We start from the raw sequence: 17581 nt of genomic DNA on the forward strand, positions 1-17581 counted from the left end.
CACCAGTCGGACGCCTTGATCCAGGAAGGATCTAGTCCGCCGGGCGGAGCCTGGCCAGGTCGCGCAGGGCGGCCGCCCTCGCGGCGGCGCCCTCGTGGGGGTCTCCCCGGGCGCGTTGCCGGGCCGCCGGCCCCCCCCGGGGGGCCGCGGGGCCCACGGCCGACAGCCCCGAACTGCTCCAGCTGATCGAGTCGCTGAACTCGGCCGTGCAGGAGCGCACGGCCGACCTGCAGCGGCTGAAGGCGGAGTACGACAACTACCGGCGCCGCATGGACCGGGACCGGCAGATGATCGCCGAGCAGGCGACCGGGCGGGTGCTCGGCGCGATGCTGCCCACGCTCGACGACATCGGGCGCGCCCGGGACCACGGGGATCTGGAAGGTCCCTTCAAGGCGGTCGCCGAGGCGCTCGAGGCCGCGCTGGAGTCGATCGGGCTGGCGCGGTTCGGCACGGTCGGCGACGAGTTCGACCCGCTGGTCCACGAGGCGTTGATGCACTCGTACCGGCCGGACGTCACGGCGCCGACCTGTGTCGAGGTCTTCCGGTCCGGCTACTCCTACGGCGGCCGGGTCCTGCGGGTCGCGCAGGTCGCCGTGGCCGAGCCGATCGACGAACCAGAGGCGTCGGCCGAGCCGGGGGGCGCGTCGGCGGACACGCCAGCTCCCGACGACACGGGCAGCGTGCCCGGCCCGGGGGGCGGCCCCAGCGTGGAGTCGTGATCCCGCGCATCTGGTCAGCCGGTGCGCGTCCCTGGTTAACAGGGGGCCCCGCGCACCGGCGGTCCGGTTGAGGACATCATGAAGAGAGGAGGGGCGCCGTGAGTGTTCGTGACATGGTCGAGAAGGACTACTACGCCGCTCTCGGCGTTCCCAAGGACGCGCCGGCTGCGGACATCAAGAAGGCGTATCGCAAGCTCGCCCGCGAGCTGCACCCGGACAAGAACCCGGGAGACGCCAAGGCCGAGGCACGATTCAAGGAGATCTCCGAGGCCTACGACGTCCTCTCCGACGAGCGCCGGCGGCGCGAGTACGACGAGGCCCGGGCGTTGTTCCAGTCCGGGCGCTTCCCCGGCGGTACGGGCCCCGGCGGCGCCGGTGGCTATGGCGGCGGCTTCGGCGGCCAGGGCAACGTCCCCTTCGACGACCTGCTCGGCGGCGGCGCGGGCGGGTTCGGCGGCCTGTTCGGCGACCTGTTCCAGCGGTCCTCGCCGGGTCGTGGCCCCAAGCGCGGCGGCGACATCGAGGCCGAGGTCACGATCTCGTTCGAGAAGTCACTGACGGGGCTCGAGGCCACGGTCCGGATCCCGGGCGCAGCCACCTGCGCGACCTGCCACGGCCTGGGCGCCCGGCCCGGCACTGTGCCGCGCACCTGCTCGGTCTGCCGCGGGCTCGGCGTGATCTCTCGCTCGCAGGGCGGGTTCGCCCTGTCCGAGCCGTGCCGGGAGTGCCTGGGCAAGGGCCAGATCATCGACCACCCGTGCCCGGACTGCCACGGCAGCGGGCGACGGGAACGGGAACAGCGGATCCGAATCCCGGCCGGCGTGGCGGACGGCCAGCGGCTCAAGGTCCGGGGCCGTGGCAGCCCCGGCGAGCGCGGTGGCAGCCCCGGCGACCTGGAGGTCACCGTGCACGTCCAGCCACACCAGGTGTTCGGCCGCGAGGGCCCGAACCTGACCATCACGCTGCCGATCACCTTCTCCGAGGCGACGCTGGGCGCGTCGGTACGGGTGCCCACCCTGGACGGCGCTCCGCTGACGGTGAAGGTGCCGCCGGGTACCTCGAGCGGGAAGCGGCTGCGTGCCAAGGGGCGGGGCATCCCGAAGGCGGGCGGCGGGAACGGCGACCTGATCGTCACCGTCGAGGTGGCGGTCCCCAAGCCGAACGAGTTGTCACCGAAGGCGCGAACGGCGCTGCAGGAGTTCGCGCAGGCGCACCCGGGCGACCCACGCGAGGCGCTGATGACACTGTTGGGACAGTAACGGCCTTGAGACAGTTTCGGCCTTGAGACACTGACGACCTTGGGACACTGACGACCTTGGAACACTGACGGCCAAGGTGGGGGCCACCGTGTTCGCCGTGCCTCGCGCGGCTTCCCGGTAGTCCGGCCGTCCACAACCGCCGGGGACCATTCCTTCGATGCCGGGCGTCACCGCCCGACCAGCACCGGAGGCACAGGCGGGGCAAGACCTGCCGGCGGGCCTTCGGCTTCCGGACCTCCCGATCGCTTCGCCGATCCGGAGCGGGACGCCGGAGACCCGAGCGGCGCCTCCTTGACCACGAGGTGGGCCAACGAAACATCCGAAGACGGCCTACTGTTCGCCAGTCTGCGGGGAGGGCACTTCAGCCGGCTTCCGGGCCGGTCAAGGAAGTGAGGCAGGCAGATGAATCCTAGAACGCACCGTACCTCCGACCCACCGATGACCGGAGCCAGGGGCGGCCCTTCGGGCGGCGACCCCGCCAGCGCCGTCCACGACGCCGGCGTGCCCGGGCGGGCCGGCGGCCGGGCGCGGCCCGCCGGCGTCCCTGGCGCCGCGGCGGGGCCGGGCGGCCCACCGCCGGGAGCCACCGGGGAACGGCCGGCCTACCCGCTGCCGGGCCTGCCCGGGCCCGCGCACGACGTCGACGCCCCGGTCTACGTGATCTCGATCGCCGCCGAGCTCGCCGGCATGCACCCGCAGACGTTGCGGTCCTACGACCGGCTCGGCCTGGTCACGCCCGGCCGGACCGCCGGGCGCGGCCGGCGCTACTCGGCGCGCGACGTCGCGCTGCTGCGCGAGGTCCAACGGCTGTCCCAGGAGGAGGGCGTCAACCTGGAGGGCATCCGGCAGATCCTCCAGCTCGGCGCGCAGGTGCTGGCGCTGCAGGCCGAGGTCCGCGCGCTGCACGAGGAGCTGGCCAAGACCCGCGCCGAGGCCGACCGGCGGGTCGCCGAGGCGCACGCCAGCCACCGCCGCGACCTCGTCCCGGTGGACCGCGGCGCCATCGTCATCTGGCGCCCGGGGCCGCGCCGATAGGCACGCGGCGGTGTCCGGCCCCGGCGGCCGGGCGGCGGCCGCGGCCTCCAGGGTCCCCGGGGACGCCGGGCCGCGGGCGATTCCACCAGCCAGTCCGGCACGGACCGGCCGCGCTGGTGTCGACTACTGCAGCTTCAGCTGCGCGACGTATCGGGCGGTGGCGTTCTCCACCACGTCGTCGACGGGATTGCCCATGGACATCACGATCAGCTCCGCCTCGACCCGGCCGGTGCCGAGGAAGACGATGTCCGAGTAGTACTCGACCGTGGCGCCGCCTTCCTCCGACGGCATGACGAACGACAGCCGCGCGAGCGCCCCTGGCGGGAGCGGCGTGTCGCGGCTGGTCCAGGTGTCCACGGACGACAGGCCGTCGTCTGCCGCGTCCTCCCCCATGGTCGACATGAGGCAGCCCGTCAGGTCACCCTCCCCCAGCAGGGCGGTGTGGCGCTTGAGCTGCTCGGGGGTGACGACGTGCGCGTACGAGATGATGGAGTACACACCCTCCGGGCCCTGCAGCGCCGGCCCGGACGCGCTGGACGACGGGAAGTCCACCTCCTTGCCGAAGCACTCGGCGATGTCCGCGTACGGGAACGCGTCGCGGTCCGTCGGGTCCTCGCCCGCCGCGGCCTGGAGTTCGGTGAGGTCGTTGTCCTCCGGGCCCTTGGCATAGACGAAGTCGATGGCGTTCAGTTCCGTCGCCGTGCCGGCCGACGGCGCGGCGGTCTCGGGCTTGTCGTCGGCCGTGGAGCAGCCGCCGAGCGCGAGCGCGAACGCCGTCGCGGCGCCCGCGCCGGCCAGCATGAGCCGGGCCCGCGAGTTCGTCCAGGTCATCCACATGCCAGGAGGTCCCCATCCTCCACCGACGCATCCGGACGATCCGGACCATGGGCGGACGACGACTGTAAGGGACCCGATCTTCCTGCCCTCGCCGGGGTGCGGCGATTGGCCGCGAGCGGCGGTGTTCCCGTCGATCAACCCACCGGCCATGGTCGGCGGGCTCCCGCCGGTCCCTCAGGACCGGTGCCCGCGACCGCGACCGCGCCGGAGCAGAGCGCGCCGGCATCAAGTTGAGTGGAGTAGGCTCAGGTATGCTCAGTGCATGAAGCGCTGGGCAGGCGGGAACACGCACACTGAGAGGACCCGAATCTCAGGCGGAGACCGCGCCTGATGTCGCCGATGTCGCTGACACGTCGAGGACCGTGGGGACCACATGAACGCTGACCGGCTGACCGCCCGCTCGCAGGAGGCGCTCTCCTCCGCCATCTCCCGGGCGACCGGGGACGGGTCACCGCTCGTCGACCCGCTGCACCTGCTCACCGCGCTGCTCGAGCCGCGCGACAGCGCCGCGGCCGCGCTGGTCACGGCCGCCGGCGCGTCCCTCGACGCCGTCCGCGAACGCGCCGAGAGCGCCGTCGCCCGGCTCCCGCACGCGACCGGCGCGAGCGTCGCGCCGCCGCAGCTCTCCCGCCAGCTGATCACCGTGCTCGACAACGCCGAGCGGCAGGCGGCCCGCCTCGGCGACGAGTACACGTCCGTCGAGCACCTGGTCATCGCCCTGGCCGAGGAGCGCGGCGAGGCCGGGCGCGTGCTGGTCGCCGCCGGCGCGACCGCCGACGCGCTGCGCGCCTCGGTGGACAAGGTGCGCGGAGGCGCCCGCCGGGTGACCAGCCGCGACCCGGAGGACTCCTACCAGGCGTTGGAGAAGTACTCGATCGACCTGACCGAGCAGGCCCGCGCCGGCAAGCTGGACCCGGTCGTCGGCCGCGACACCGAGATTCGCCGGGTCATCCAGGTGCTGTCGCGGCGGACCAAGAACAACCCGGTGCTCATCGGCGAGCCGGGCGTCGGCAAGACCGCGATCGTCGAGGGGCTGGCGCTGCGCGTGGTCGCCGGCGACGTGCCGGAGTCACTGCGTGGCCGGCGGATCGTCTCGCTCGACCTGGGTTCGATGGTGGCTGGCTCCAAGTTCCGCGGCGAGTTCGAGGAGCGCCTGAAGGCGGTCCTGAGCGAGATCCGCGCGGCCGAGGGTCAGATCATCACCTTCATCGACGAGTTGCACACCGTCGTCGGCGCGGGCGCCGCCGAGGGCGCGATGGACGCCGGCAACATGCTCAAGCCGATGCTGGCCCGCGGCGAGCTGCGGATGATCGGCGCCACCACGCTGGACGAGTACCGCACCCGGATCGAGAAGGACCCGGCGCTGGAGCGCCGCTTCCAGCCCGTCATGGTCGGCGAGCCGTCGGTGGAGGACACCATCGGCATCCTGCGCGGCCTGAAGGAGCGTTACGAGGTCCACCACGGCGTGCGGATCACCGACGCCGCCCTGGTCGCCGCCGCCACCCTCTCCGACCGGTACGTCACCGCCCGGTTCCTGCCGGACAAGGCCATCGACCTCGTCGACGAGGCGGCCTCCCGGCTGCGGATGGAGCTCGACAGCCGGCCGGTCGCGATCGACGAGCTGGAGCGGGCCGCGCGCCGCCTCGAGATCGAGGAGATGGCGCTGGCCAAGGAGAGCGACGACGCGTCCAAGGCCCGGCTCGAGCGGCTGCGGCGTGAGCTCGCCGGCAAGCGGGAGGAGCTCTCCGCGCTGACCGCCCGCTGGCAGCGGGAGAAGAACGCCATCGGCGAGGTGCAGAAGGTCAAGGAGGAGCTGGAGAACGCCCGCCGCGCCGCCGAGATCGCCGAACGCGACCTGGACCTCGCCCGGGCCGGCGAGCTGCGCTACGGAACCATCCCGGAGCTGGAGAAGCGGCTGGCGGCCGCCACCGAGGCCCTTGGCGGCGGCGGCCACGCGGACGGCCAGCCGATGCTGAACGAGGAGGTCGGCCCGGACGACGTCGCCGAGGTGGTCGCGAGCTGGACCGGCATCCCCGCCGGCCGGATGCTCGAGGGCGAGACCGCCAAGCTGCTGCGGATGGAGGACGAGCTGCACGCCCGGGTCATCGGGCAGGACGCGGCCGTCCGCGCGGTCTCCGACGCGGTCCGCCGCGCCAGGGCCGGCATCTCCGACCCGGACCGGCCGACCGGCTCGTTCCTGTTCCTCGGCCCGACCGGCGTCGGCAAGACCGAGCTCGCGAAGGCGCTGGCGGACTTCCTGTTCGACGACGACCGCGCGGTGGTGCGCATCGACATGTCGGAGTACGCCGAGAAGCACTCGGTGGCCCGGCTGATCGGCGCCCCGCCCGGCTACATCGGCTTCGAGTCCGGCGGCCAGCTCACGGAGGCGGTCCGGCGCCGGCCGTACAGCGTGATCCTGCTCGACGAGGTCGAGAAGGCCCACCCGGACGTCTTCGACGTGCTGCTGCAGGTACTCGACGACGGCCGGCTGACCGACGGCCAGGGCCGCACCGTCGACTTCCGCAACACGATCCTGGTGCTGACCTCGAACCTGGGCTCGCAGTACATCGCCGACCCGACGCTGTCCCCCGAGGCCCGGGCGAACATGGTGCAGGTCGCCGTGCGGGAGGCGTTCAAGCCGGAGTTCGTCAACCGGCTCGACGCGGTACTGATCTTCGACCAGCTCGGCAGGGCGGACCTGACCAGGATCGTCGACCTGCAGCTCGACCGGCTGCGCCGGCGGCTGACCGACCGGCGGATCACCCTGACGGTCACCGACGCGGCCAAGGGCTGGCTCGCGGACGAGGGCAACGACCCGGTCTACGGCGCCCGCCCACTGCGCCGGCTGGTGCAGACCGCGATCGGCGACCAGCTGGCGCGCGAGCTGCTCGGCGGCCAGGTCCACGACGGCGACGAGGTCCTCGTCGACCTCGACGACACCGGCCGCGGCCTGACCGTCCGCCCCGCCGTCCCCGCGGGCAAGACCCTCTGACGGCGACCAGCCCGCAGCGCGGTCAGCCAGGCCAGACGCCGGAACGAGGCGGTAGGACGACACTGTCCTACCGCCTCGCTGGTATTTCGAGCCGCCCGGACAACGCTGACCGGACACAAACGTTCACACCATTACGGCAACCGCCACCCGGCCATGCCACCGACCTCGGACGGGGGTTACCCCGGCTATATGGACTGACCATCGACCGGGTCCGGTCGGGGCGCGGAGCGTCCCGACGGCGGAGCCGGGGTCCCTGCCGGATCGACGGAGCCTGCGGAGTCGATCTGGGAGGTCCGGATGGTCGCCCCTGGGCGACCTTGAGCCGACCGCCTTACTGCTTGGCGATCTTCTTCTCGACCTGGTTGGTGAGCGTGCCCAGGACGGATTCGTCGATCGGCTCGAACGGGTTGATGATGAAGATCGTGGACTCCACCTGGCCGGTGAAGATGGTGACCATGTCGACGTGCAGCTCGATCTCGGTGCCCTCGGTGAGCAGGGTCAGCTGGATCTGGATCCGGTCGGTGGCGCCGGCCGGCGGCGTGGCCCAGTTCGTGCCGAGCAGGGTCGCGTCGTCGCCGTCGCTGATGAGCTCGTCCACGAGAGCGCGGCCCCAGCAGCCGGCGAACCGGTCGTGGCGGACCAGCTCACGGTGCTTGCTCACGGTGCTTGTCGACGCGTAGACCGCGGCGAACGACCGGATGTTGGTACCGACCGCGTCGTCGGTGAAGACCGGGCCGTTGGCGTGATCCGTCGAGCGCCCGCCGAGGTCGGACTGGGACAGCTCCATGCAGGTGGGGATCGGGTCCTCGAACAGCGAGGCCTCGGTCGGGTCGGTGTCCGGCTCCATCGTGTAGGCGCTGGTCTCGGGCCCCTCACCGAGGACGAAGTCCGCCGCCCGCAGCACGGCCGGCGCCGTGCTCGGTGCCGCCGTCGCCGTGACCGAGACCGACACGTCGTCCAGGTCGGGGCCCTTGGTGTTCTTCGACTTGGGCGAGCCCGAGCTCTGGCAGCCGGCCAGCGCGGCGACGAGCACCGCGGCGATGACCGTCACCAGAACCGGAAGAAAGCGCCGCCGATTCCGGTGGCGGCCACCCTGCGATGCATTGTTCACGATATCGAGAATAGGCGGCCGGGAATAATTGTGGACCGTCGGCGGATGTCACCCCCACGACCTCCGTGTCAGCGCCGGGACACCTCCTTTCCATCGGATTCACCCGATGTCCTCCGGCCGGCGCCCGGCGAGCGGCGCCGCGTTCCGCGCAGGCGCCGAAGCGGTCACCGCGAAATGGCGGCAGCGGGTGGCGGCAGTGGTGCTGGCATGCGTGTTCCGAGACCGGCCAGCACTCATTCCCCCGCCCTGGAAGCCGCAATCACCGCTGTCAAGGGCGCCAGCGTCACCCGCCAGGCCCTGGCTCGTCGAGCGCGTCTTCCGGCGGCCCTCGGCGCCGTTCCCCGCCGACGGCGAGGAGGGCCGTCCGCGGCGGCGCGGAGCCCGCGCCACCGAGCCCGCGCCACCGAGCCCGCGGTACCAAGGCAGCGGTACCGCGCCCACGGGGCCCCGCCCCGACATGGGTAGCCCTATCGTCAGGCCATGCCCGACATGAAGGTGTCCGCCACGGTTGCCGAGGCACTGGCCGCTGGGCGGCCAGTGGTGGCGTTGGAGTCGACACTGCTGGCGCATGGCCTGCCGGCTCCGCGTAACCGGGCGGTCGGCGCCGAGCTGGAGGAGCTGGTCCGCGAGCACGGCGCCGTGCCGGCGACGATCGCGGTGCTTGCCGGCGTGCCGACGATCGGGCTGGACGAAGCGGGTCTCGCCCAGATCACGGAGGATCCGAACGAGGTCCTGAAGCTGTCGGTGCGCGACCTCGCGCCCGCGGCGGCGCTCGGGCGCACCGGCGCCACCACGGTCGCCTCCACCGCCTGGCTGGCCGCCCGCGTCGGGATCCGGGTCTTCGCCACCGGTGGCCTGGGTGGCGTGCATCGGGGCTCGGCCCAGCCTTCCCGCCAGACCTCCCGGGCCGCCGGCCACGAGGAAGCCGACGGTGCCCACGGATCCGACGGGCACAGCTACGACGAGTCGGCGGACCTGCCGACGCTGGCCGCGACCAGGATCACCGTCGTCTGCGCGGGGGTGAAGTCGATCCTCGACGTCGGCGCGACCCTGGAACGGCTGGAGACGCTCGGAGTCGCGGTGCTGGGCTGGCGGACCGCGGACTTCCCCGGTTTCTACCTGCCCGGCACCGGCCATCGCCTGGACTGGCGGGTCCAGGACGCGGGCGAGGTCGCCGCGGTGATGGCGGCGGCCGACCGGCTCGGCGCGCCTGGCGCGCTTGTCGTCGCCAACCCGGTCGCCGCGCCCGACGCGCTGGACCGCGAGCTGCACGACCGGGTGCTCGCCGACGCGCTCGCCGCGGCGAGCCGGGCCGGGCTGCGCGGCAAGGCCGTCACCCCGTTCCTGCTGGCCGCCTTCCACCGCGAGACCGCCGGCGCGAGCCTGGAGGTCAACCTGGCGGTCGTCCGCGGCAACGTGACGGTCGCCGCCCAGATCGCGAACGCCTGGAGCCAGTCACGCCGTTAGTTCCGAGGGCCGGCGTTGGCCGGCCACGTGGGGCGATGGAAACCGCTGGTGGCCGGCCGGTCCTGGGATCGGTCCATGGGCTGTGGTGCCAGACGAGCAGGTTTTCGGCACCATGGCGTCTGGGATCATGGCCGAACACCCCACAGGTCATGACCAGCCGCATGTCAGGGGCCACCCCGCTGACCGGTCACGAGGGTCCCGGTAGGCACGCCGACCGGGCCTGGCGACGACCGCCCCGGGGGGCGGCGTCGACTCGGCTCCCTGCGCGAAGGCCGGCCGCCCTACCGCTGGCCGAGCTTCCCTACTGCTGGCCGAGCTTGGCGGTCAGCTGCGCGACCGCCGCGTTGACCAGGTCCTCGCCCGGCTGGTCGATCCTGCCCACCAGGTGGAGCTGGGCCTCGACCTGGCCCGACCCGAGATAGACGGTGTCGTAGAACAGCTGCGCCTGGCCACCGGCCGACGTGCCCGCGACCACGACGACGGAGGTGCGGCCCAGCGCCCCGGCCGGCAGCGGCGTCTCGAGGACCACCGCCTCGGCGTCGAACGCCGTGGCGCCGCTCGCCTCGATCGCGGCCAGCGCGTCGGTCTTGGCCTGCTCCGCCGCGCAGTCGGCGAACCGCGGGTGGCGCAGCAGGCCGGCGTCGCGTTCCACCTGGCCGGCCGGCACGATCTGGGCGGCCGACCAGAGGGTGATCCCGGTGCCGGAGTTCGCCAGGTTCGCGCCCGCCGCCTGGTCCGTGGACCCGTCCGCGACGTCGGCGGGGGACACCCCGAGGCAGGAGGCCAGGGCGATGAAGGGCGGCGCCCCGGTCCCGTCGCCGCCGGTGGCGGGCGCGAACCCGGTGAGCCCGGCGGCCGTGGTGAGGACGAAGTCCGCGGCCTGGGCCGAGGGCGCGGGCGCCGTCGTCGGCGCGACCGGAACAGTGGTGATGGCCGTGGTGGGCGAGCCCTGGGGGGCCGTGGGCTCGTCGTCGTCCCCGCCGGTCAGCCCGCACGCCGCCAGCGTGAGCGCCAGCGCCGCCGCCCCCATGCCGGCCATGATCCGCGCTCCGGTCGACCGCGTCACCGTTCCCACCCCATCCCTCGGCCAGCCAGGATCGGGTGCCCGCCGGTTCGGCGGCGCCTGACCGGCGGGACCGCGATCCCGTCAGGATCGGCCGATCCTGGCAAAACGATCCTGTCCGAAGCCTAGGGAGCCGGGCGACCCGCCCCACGGCCGGGTACCGCCCCGGCCGTGGGTGGCGCCGGAACGCCCTACTGCTTCACGATCTTGGCGAGAAGCTGGGCCGTGGCGGCCTCGGCCAGCTGGTCGGCTGGTTCGAGCGCCGAGATCACGAGCAGCTGGCTCTCCACCCGCCCGGTCCCGACGAAGATGATGTCGGCGTAGACCTCCACCGAGGTGCCCTCGGCCACGATGGGCATGACGTAGGAGGACCGCGCCTGCGCGCCCGGTGGGACGGCGGCGTCGCGCCGCTTCATCTTGCCGAGCGTCCCCGAGTCGTCGGCCGCGGGGTCGTCGGCCGCGCTCTGGGCGATCAACCTCATGACGCAGGCGTCCCACCGCGGGTCGCGCAGGAGCTCGGCGTGCCTGGCCGCGAGCTCGGGCGTGATGACCTGCGCCGCGGAGGTGACCTGCACCAGGTTGTCCGAGCTGGTCAGCTGCGCCCCGTTCGCCGCGGCGACGGGGTCCTGCTCCGTCTGGCCGAGGCATTTGTTGAGCTCGGTGAACGGCGACACGTCCGCGGCGGTGACGTCGCCGGCGGTCGCCTCGCTGTCCACCGTGAAGTCGGCGGTCTCGGGGCCCTGCGTGTAGAGGTAGTCGAAGACGTCCAGTTCCTTCGGCGGCGCGGTCGTGGTCGGCGCCCCGGTGATCCGGGACGACGTCACCGGGTTCTCGCCGGAGCCGTCGTCACCGCAGCCCACGAGGGCCAGCACGAAGGCACCAGCGAGGATACCGATCATCGCCCCCCGCGGCCTCGTCCGTGGCCGTGTCCCTTGCCGCGTCCGTGGCGACAAGATGCCCATCTCCTCAGCTCCTCCTCCGGCGGCGGGAGTCCACCGCGCCGCGGGATCCGGACGAGGCGGACCCGAGCGCGCACGGCGGCCGCCCGCGCGCCGATGAACCCAGCCCACCGACGAGACGGCGGCCGACGCGCCGCTGGTGGGGTCCCCCGCGTCGTCCTCGCTCCACGGGACGCCTGCCCGCGACCGGCGCCCGCTGGTCTGAGACTCTCGCAGCGGATCAGACACGCCGCCACTGTCCGGTGAGTGACACTTTGGGCACGCGGACGGCTCGCGGGACACGTCCCGCGACACGCCGTTCAGGAGGACGCCGTTCGGTGGGACGCCGTTCGGTGGGACGTCTCCGGTGGGAACCAGCGGGGCCGCCGACGCGGCCCGAGCGGGCCGGAAACGACGCGGCCTGGTAGCGCCGGGGTCGGCGCCACCAGGCCGGGCAAACCATCAGGAGCTACTGGTCGGCCAGCTTGCCGGCGATCTGGTCGATCATGCCCTGCTCAATCGTGGGTGGCGGAACGTCCGCGATGTTGTGGACCTCCAGCTCGACGGCGACGTTGCCGACGTAGAAGTACACGGTGTCGAAGACGTAGCCGTAGGTGCCGAACTCGTCGCTGATACCCATCGAGGTCCGGATGAGCGCGGTCGCGCCGCGGGGCGGGGGCGGTGTCTCGACGGCGACGATCTCGTAGGTGAAGCCGTCCGGGCTCTCGGCGCCCGCCAGACGCTCCTCCAGCGCGCCGCGGTAGCAGTCGCCGAACGCCGGGTTGGTCACGATCGCCTCGTACTGGAGGATCTCGACCTCGGGCAGGATCTTCGCCCGGCTGGTCGCCTGGAACTCCGACTCCTCGACATAGGTGAAGGTGTCGCCCTGGCTCTCGTCGAACGGCTCCGACGGGTTGAAGTCGGCCACGCCGACGCACTCGGCCACCTCGCGGCGCGTCAGGCTGGCGTCGGCGTCCTCGTCCACGACCCCGCCCGAGCTCTCGAAGCCCTCGGTCTCCGGGCCGGCCGCCAGCACGTAGTCGGCGGCGAACAGGTCCGGCACCCCGTCCTCGGTGGGCTCCGCCGATGGCGGCGCGGCCTGCCCCGTCGCGGGCGGGGGCGTGGCCCCCGGGCCGGTCGGGATCTCGCCTTCCTGGCACCCCGTGGCCAGGAGCGCCAGCGCCGCGGCCGCGGCGACGACCCCGCCACGCACCGTTCGACGCACCCCGAATCCGCGGTCCCGCCCCATGACGCTCACCGTGTCCCTCCGAACATTCACCCAGGCCGGTCCGACCCGCGATAACCACCGTTATCTACGGGCAACACCATGCCGGAGGAAAACGCGCTGGCGCCAATATCAACCATGTCTTGAGAAGGACATATCCGTTCGGCCGTCACGTGGCCGACGCCAATCCGGCGCCCAGGAGGACAGGAATCAGGATGGCGCCCTTGACAGATTGGCGCCAACCAGACTCCGCGGCCCGTCCGGGGTGGCGGGCGCCAAACGGTACGGGGCACACGGACGGGCGGCGCCGCGGGGGCGGAGCTGGGACGATCGGACGCGCTACGGCGCGCCGATACGAACAGGAGGGGCCGCCGCGTGATATGGCGAGTCGCGGGGTGGGCTACCGGGCGCTGGGCGCGCTGGGTCATCGTCGCGCTGTGGCTGGCCGTCGCGGTGGTGTCGACCCCGTTGGCCGCGCGGCTCGGGGACGCGCAGACCAATGACGCCTCCGCGTTCCTCCCCGCGGAAGCGGAGTCCACCAGGGTGCTCGCCGAGCAGCGGGCGCTGCCCGGCGGGGACGCGATCCCCGCCGTCGCGGTGTTCGCCCGGACGGATAGACCGCTGACGACGGCGGACCAGGCGGCGATCGCGGCCGCCGCCACCCGGCTCGCCCCGTTCGCGACCACCACGCTGACCGGGGCGGTGCCCGCGCCGGACGGCCGAGCGGCGCTGTTGATCATCCCAATGGCCCAGTCCGCGGACGCGAACGCGTTCGCCGACCGGATCGACCAGATGCGGTCGATCCTGCGCGGCCTGGCGCCGCCGGGCCTGGAGACGTCGGTCACCGGCCCGGCGGGCGTCATCGTCGACACCTACACGGCGTTCGTCCAGATCGAAGGCACGCTGTTCCTCGTGACCGCGGCCGTGGTCGCGGTGATCCTGCTGCTCGTCTATCGCGGCCCGCTGCTGTGGCTGGTCCCACTGATCACGGTCGGCATCGCCGACCAGGCGGCCACGGCGATCGTCTCCCTGCTGGCACAGCACGCGGGCCTGACGGTCAACGGGCAGAGCGCGGGCATTCTGCGGGTGCTGGTGTTCGGGGCCGGCACCGACTACGCGCTGCTGCTGATCGCCCGCTATCGCGAGGAGCTGACCAGGTACGCCGCGCCGGCCGAGGCGATGCGGGTCGCGATCCACCGCGCGGGCCCGGCGATCCTGGCCTCCGCTGGCACGGTCGTCATCGGCCTGCTCTGCCTTCTGCTCGGCGAGCTGAACTCCGACCGCGGCCTCGGCCCGGTCGGCGCCATCGGCATCATCACCGCGTTCGTGACGATGATGACGCTGCTGCCGGCGGCGCTGGTGATCTGCGGGCGGCGGCTGTTCTGGCCGCGCATCCCCCAGCTGGACGTCGAGTTGGCCCAGGTGGCCGAGTCGGTCCAGGTGGCGGAGTCGGTCCAGGTGGCGGAGCTGGCCGCGGCTTCCGGGGTCTGGGCGCGGATCGGGGTCACGATCGCCCGGCGGCCTCGTCTGGTCTGGCTCGCGACCAGCGCGGTGCTCGCGGGGATGGCCCTCGGCCTCGTCGCGTTCGACACCGGGCTGCGCCAGCAGGACGCGTTCCGCGAGCGCACGGACTCGATCGCCGGCCAGCAGCTCGTCGCGGCGCACTTCCCGCCGGGGGCGAGCGCGCCGGCCTACGTGATCGGCGCGACCAGCGCGTCGACCGAGCTGGCACAGACGATCAGAGAGACGCCCGGCGTGGCGACCGCGGTCGAGAACGGCCACGGGGGCGGCCGCGCGCAGTACGTCGTCATCCTCACGGACGAGCCGGACAGCGATGCCTCGTTCGCCACGATCGAACGGCTGCGCGCGCGGGTACACGCCGTACCGGGCGCGGACGCGCTGGTCGGCGGGAACACGGCAGTCAACCTGGACGTCCGGAAGGCGGCCATCCGCGACCGCGAGCTCGTCATCCCACTGGTGCTCGGCGTCGTCCTGGCGATCCTGGGGCTGCTGCTGTGCTCCGTCGTGGCCCCGCTGATCCTGATCGCGACGGTCGCGCTGTCGTTCCTCGCGGCGCTCGGCGTGTCCGCGCTGGTCTTCAAGCACGTGTTCGGATTTCCGGGAGCCGACCCGTCGCTGCCGCTGTTCGGCTTCATCTTCCTGGTGGCGCTCGGCGTCGACTACAACATCTTTCTGATGACCCGGGTGCGCGAGGAGACCGCGCGGTCCGACGCCCGCCAAGGGGTGCTGCGCGGGCTCAGCGTGACGGGCGGCGTCATCACGTCGGCCGGGGTGGTGCTCGCGGCGACGTTCTCGGTGCTGTTCATCTTCCCGCTGATACAGCTCGCCGAGATCGGATTCCTGGTCGCCTTCGGCGTCCTGCTCGACACCCTGGTGGTCCGCTCGGTCCTGGTGCCGGCGCTGGCCCTCGACCTCGGCTCGGCCATGTGGTGGCCCAGCCGACTGGGCCGCCGCGAGCGCCGTCCCCCCGCGCCGGACGTCGTCGAGCCGGACGACGCCGACAGCATGCGCGCCTGACGGCCGCGCCCCGGACGGGGCTCCCCCGCGCCTTCCACCGGCCCTGTCGGCCACCGGACAATGTCGTCGCGACCTGGCTCCATCCTTCTGGGCCGACCCGGGACAGAGCGTCAAGTGCGCCACCGCGCCGAGTTCCGAACCCCGCGTGTCGGGTTCTTGGCAGAAGGGAAGATCTACACTCCGGACACGTTCTTTGTCCTCCTTCCGACACCTTCACTGGTGGTCTCGCCACGTTTTTCTCCAGCAAGGTTGTGGCTGCGGATAACGATCGTTATTGGCGGCCCGAATGGTTGGAGGCAGACGGTGATGGGCTCGGGAGCTCGGCGGGTTCGCCGGATGGTGTTGGGCGGGATCGTGGCGTCGGTGCTCGCGGTCGGCATCGCTGGCTGTCAGGAGGAGGAACTCCCGACCAGCCCGGCCACGCCCGGCCCGTCGGCCGCGCCGACCGCCCAGGCGACCGCGGCGAGCGCGCCGAACCTCGTGGCGGCGGACTACGTGCTCACGGCCGGCCCGGAGACCGAGGGCTTCTCGGGCTCCGGCGGGGTCGAGGAGGACCCGGCGGACGCCGCGGCTCTGGCCCAGGTCGCCGAGTGCGTCGGCGTCCCCGGCTACGAGCCGCCGGAGCCGTTCGACGAGGCGAACGGCGACACCTTCGTCAGCGACGAGGACCTCATGATCGAGGTGAGCAGCCGCGCGAAGATCCTCACCGAGGACGAGGTGGCGTTGGGCGAGCGGATCGTGACCTACCCGACCTTCGGCGACTGCATGCGCGAGATGCTGGAGACCTCGCTGGCGGACGCGCAGACGGACGAGGTCAGCTACGAGATCGTCGCGGTCGAGACGCCGGAGCCGCCGCGCGGCGCCACCGCGCTCGTCCGCGTCTCGATGGGCGTCACCGACGAGACCGGCGAGACCTTCGGCTTCGTGCTCGACACCGTCTACTTCTACGTCGGCAACGTCGCCGCCCAGCTGAACCTGCAGAGCGTCGACAACGCGATGTCGCCGACGGTCGAGCAGGCCATGATCGACCAGATCGCCGACAAGCTCACCAACCAGTAAGGCTGTCGCCTCAAGGTCGCTTCGCGACCTTGAGGCGACTTTTAGCCGAAGGTTGGGAACTCGGGGCCGAAGATGGCGGCCCAGAGGGCGACGGCGTCCTCGTGGTGGCCGTCGGCCTCCGCGAGGACCGCTCTTTCCGAGTAGGACCGGGCGAGGCGGATCGACTCGCGGAGCGCGCCGAGGTCGTCCGGCCGCAGGTAGGTCGACAGGTCGCCCCCGACGTCGGCCGGGTCCTTCATCGACAGGCCGGCCTCGTCCATGTGCCGGAACACCGTCGCCAGCCCCTGCCGGGTGTTCAGGCCGCGGCCGGCCAGCACCGTCCCGGCCAGCGCCTCGATGTGGAACGAGCGCAGGTGGCTGCCGCACACCCGGTTCCACGCCTTGAGCAGCCGCACCGCCGAGATCACGCGGGGACCGAGGTCCTCGGTCCAGCCGGCGTGCCGTTCGGGGCGGGTCGGCAGCCAGCCGCCGACCCGGTCCGGCATCACGTAGCCGGCCCGGGGATGGTCGAAGGCGGGCACGAGGTGCACGTCCGGCGGCGAGTCGTAGACGACCCGCAGTGCCTGGCCGCGGGTGCCGATGGTCTGCACCCGGTCGCCGCCGATCGCGCCCCGCACGCAGAGCAGCAGGTCACGCGAGTCCCAGCGGAACCGCTTCCAGGCACCCCCGGCCGCGCTGAACACGGCGAAGATGTCGACCTCGTCCAATGGGCGGATCATGGTGTCCCGGCCGGCCGACCCGATCGTGGCCACCCCGACGAGCGGCAGCGCGCAGCGCGGCGGGAAGATCGCGCGCAGCGCGCGCTCGGCCTCGTCCCGGCGGGCGTCGATCACCGCCTTGTCGTCGGCGGACAGCCGGACCATGTCGTCGAGCTTCGCGAACGCGCGCGCCGTCGTGCCGACGAGCAGCGGGCCGGTCATCGCTCCGGTGTGCGGGCCGGTGGCTCCCGTCGGATCGGCGTAGCCGAGCTGGGAGGCCCGCGGGTGCGCTCCCGGCGAGTCGTTGTGCGGGAACAACGCGTTCGGGGCGCCCGGGCCGGACTCGTCGGGCCTCCGCCAGTGCGGCGGGATGATCAGATGGTCGTAGGTGACCTCCGCGGGCGGGGTCTGCGACGAGACCGGGCGTGGGGTATCGATGCTCATGCTGCACCTCCCCGGCGCATTGCGCCGACCGTCGGGATCCCCCTCCCGGACACACGCCGACCCCCACGCCGGCGCGAATCCCGCGTCCGGAGGCCGGGGTGGCGCCTCCGGTCGCGACATCGTTCCCATGGTGCCTCAGGTCGTAACCGAGTGAACAGCCGGGACACCCCACAGCGGACCAGAAGATAAGCACCGG

General features: G+C 72.8%; 13 protein-coding genes. 7 read left to right on the plus strand and 6 right to left on the minus strand.

Going from position 1 to position 17581, the window contains the following annotated elements:
• Positions 1-206: 206 nt before the first annotated feature.
• From grpE to I6A81_RS34775, 3 genes are all read left to right on the plus strand, one after another.
• Positions 207-719, plus strand: coding sequence for a nucleotide exchange factor GrpE (gene grpE, locus I6A81_RS34765; RefSeq protein ID WP_407661427.1), 513 nt, complete (start codon positions 207-209; stop codon positions 717-719).
• A 98-nt stretch (positions 720-817) separates the two neighbouring features.
• Positions 818-1978: a molecular chaperone DnaJ gene (dnaJ, locus tag I6A81_RS34770; RefSeq protein WP_203001218.1), complete on the plus strand. Its 1161-nt coding sequence runs from the start codon at positions 818-820 to the stop codon at positions 1976-1978.
• Between the two features lie 402 nt (positions 1979-2380).
• Positions 2381-3013, plus strand: a complete 633-nt coding sequence (locus I6A81_RS34775; RefSeq protein WP_203001216.1) for a heat shock protein transcriptional repressor HspR — start codon at positions 2381-2383, stop codon at positions 3011-3013.
• 123 nt (positions 3014-3136) lie between these two features.
• Here I6A81_RS34775 and I6A81_RS34780 read toward each other — a convergent pair whose 3' ends face one another.
• Positions 3137-3844 carry a hypothetical protein gene (locus I6A81_RS34780; RefSeq protein ID WP_203001214.1) on the minus strand — a complete coding sequence of 236 codons (708 nt, stop codon included), beginning with the start codon at positions 3842-3844 and terminating at the stop codon, positions 3137-3139.
• A gap of 379 nt (positions 3845-4223) precedes the next feature.
• Between I6A81_RS34780 and clpB the strand changes: the two genes are divergently transcribed.
• Positions 4224-6842, plus strand: a complete 2619-nt coding sequence (gene clpB, locus I6A81_RS34785; RefSeq protein ID WP_203001213.1) for an ATP-dependent chaperone ClpB — start codon at positions 4224-4226, stop codon at positions 6840-6842.
• Positions 6843-7173: 331 nt separating this feature from the next.
• Here clpB and I6A81_RS34790 read toward each other — a convergent pair whose 3' ends face one another.
• Positions 7174-7953 carry a hypothetical protein gene (locus tag I6A81_RS34790; RefSeq protein WP_203001211.1) on the minus strand — a complete coding sequence of 260 codons (780 nt, stop codon included), beginning with the start codon at positions 7951-7953 and terminating at the stop codon, positions 7174-7176.
• 480 nt (positions 7954-8433) lie between these two features.
• Here I6A81_RS34790 and I6A81_RS34795 point away from each other — a divergent pair, with 480 nt between their 5' ends.
• Positions 8434-9420 carry a pseudouridine-5'-phosphate glycosidase gene (locus tag I6A81_RS34795; protein ID WP_203001209.1) on the plus strand — a complete coding sequence of 329 codons (987 nt, stop codon included), beginning with the start codon at positions 8434-8436 and terminating at the stop codon, positions 9418-9420.
• A gap of 301 nt (positions 9421-9721) precedes the next feature.
• Here I6A81_RS34795 and I6A81_RS34800 read toward each other — a convergent pair whose 3' ends face one another.
• From I6A81_RS34800 to I6A81_RS34810, 3 genes are all read right to left on the minus strand, one after another.
• Positions 9722-10486 (minus strand): hypothetical protein, encoded by a 765-nt coding sequence (locus I6A81_RS34800; RefSeq protein WP_307875123.1) that lies wholly within the window; start codon positions 10484-10486, stop codon positions 9722-9724.
• Between the two features lie 188 nt (positions 10487-10674).
• Positions 10675-11382, minus strand: coding sequence for a hypothetical protein (locus I6A81_RS34805; protein WP_203001207.1), 708 nt, complete (start codon positions 11380-11382; stop codon positions 10675-10677).
• 508 nt (positions 11383-11890) lie between these two features.
• Positions 11891-12670, minus strand: a complete 780-nt coding sequence (locus I6A81_RS34810; RefSeq protein ID WP_203001234.1) for a hypothetical protein — start codon at positions 12668-12670, stop codon at positions 11891-11893.
• Between the two features lie 351 nt (positions 12671-13021).
• On the opposite strand from I6A81_RS34810, the gene I6A81_RS34815 reads away from it, so the two are divergent.
• Together I6A81_RS34815 and I6A81_RS34820 are read left to right on the plus strand one after the other, a co-directional pair.
• Positions 13022-15184 carry an MMPL family transporter gene (locus I6A81_RS34815; RefSeq protein ID WP_203001205.1) on the plus strand — a complete coding sequence of 721 codons (2163 nt, stop codon included), beginning with the start codon at positions 13022-13024 and terminating at the stop codon, positions 15182-15184.
• A gap of 336 nt (positions 15185-15520) precedes the next feature.
• The gene (locus I6A81_RS34820; protein ID WP_238428518.1) at positions 15521-16243 is read left to right on the plus strand and encodes a hypothetical protein; all 723 of its coding nucleotides are present in this window, start codon (positions 15521-15523) and stop codon (positions 16241-16243) included.
• A 41-nt stretch (positions 16244-16284) separates the two neighbouring features.
• Here the strand turns inward: I6A81_RS34820 and I6A81_RS34825 are convergent, their stop codons facing one another.
• Positions 16285-17385 (minus strand): nucleotidyltransferase domain-containing protein, encoded by a 1101-nt coding sequence (locus tag I6A81_RS34825; protein WP_203001201.1) that lies wholly within the window; start codon positions 17383-17385, stop codon positions 16285-16287.
• Positions 17386-17581: the final 196 nt, after the last annotated feature.

Origin of the sequence: Frankia nepalensis (assembly GCF_016786325.1) — a bacterium.
GTDB classification, from domain to species: Bacteria; Actinomycetota; Actinomycetes; order Frankiales; family Frankiaceae; genus Pseudofrankia; species Pseudofrankia nepalensis.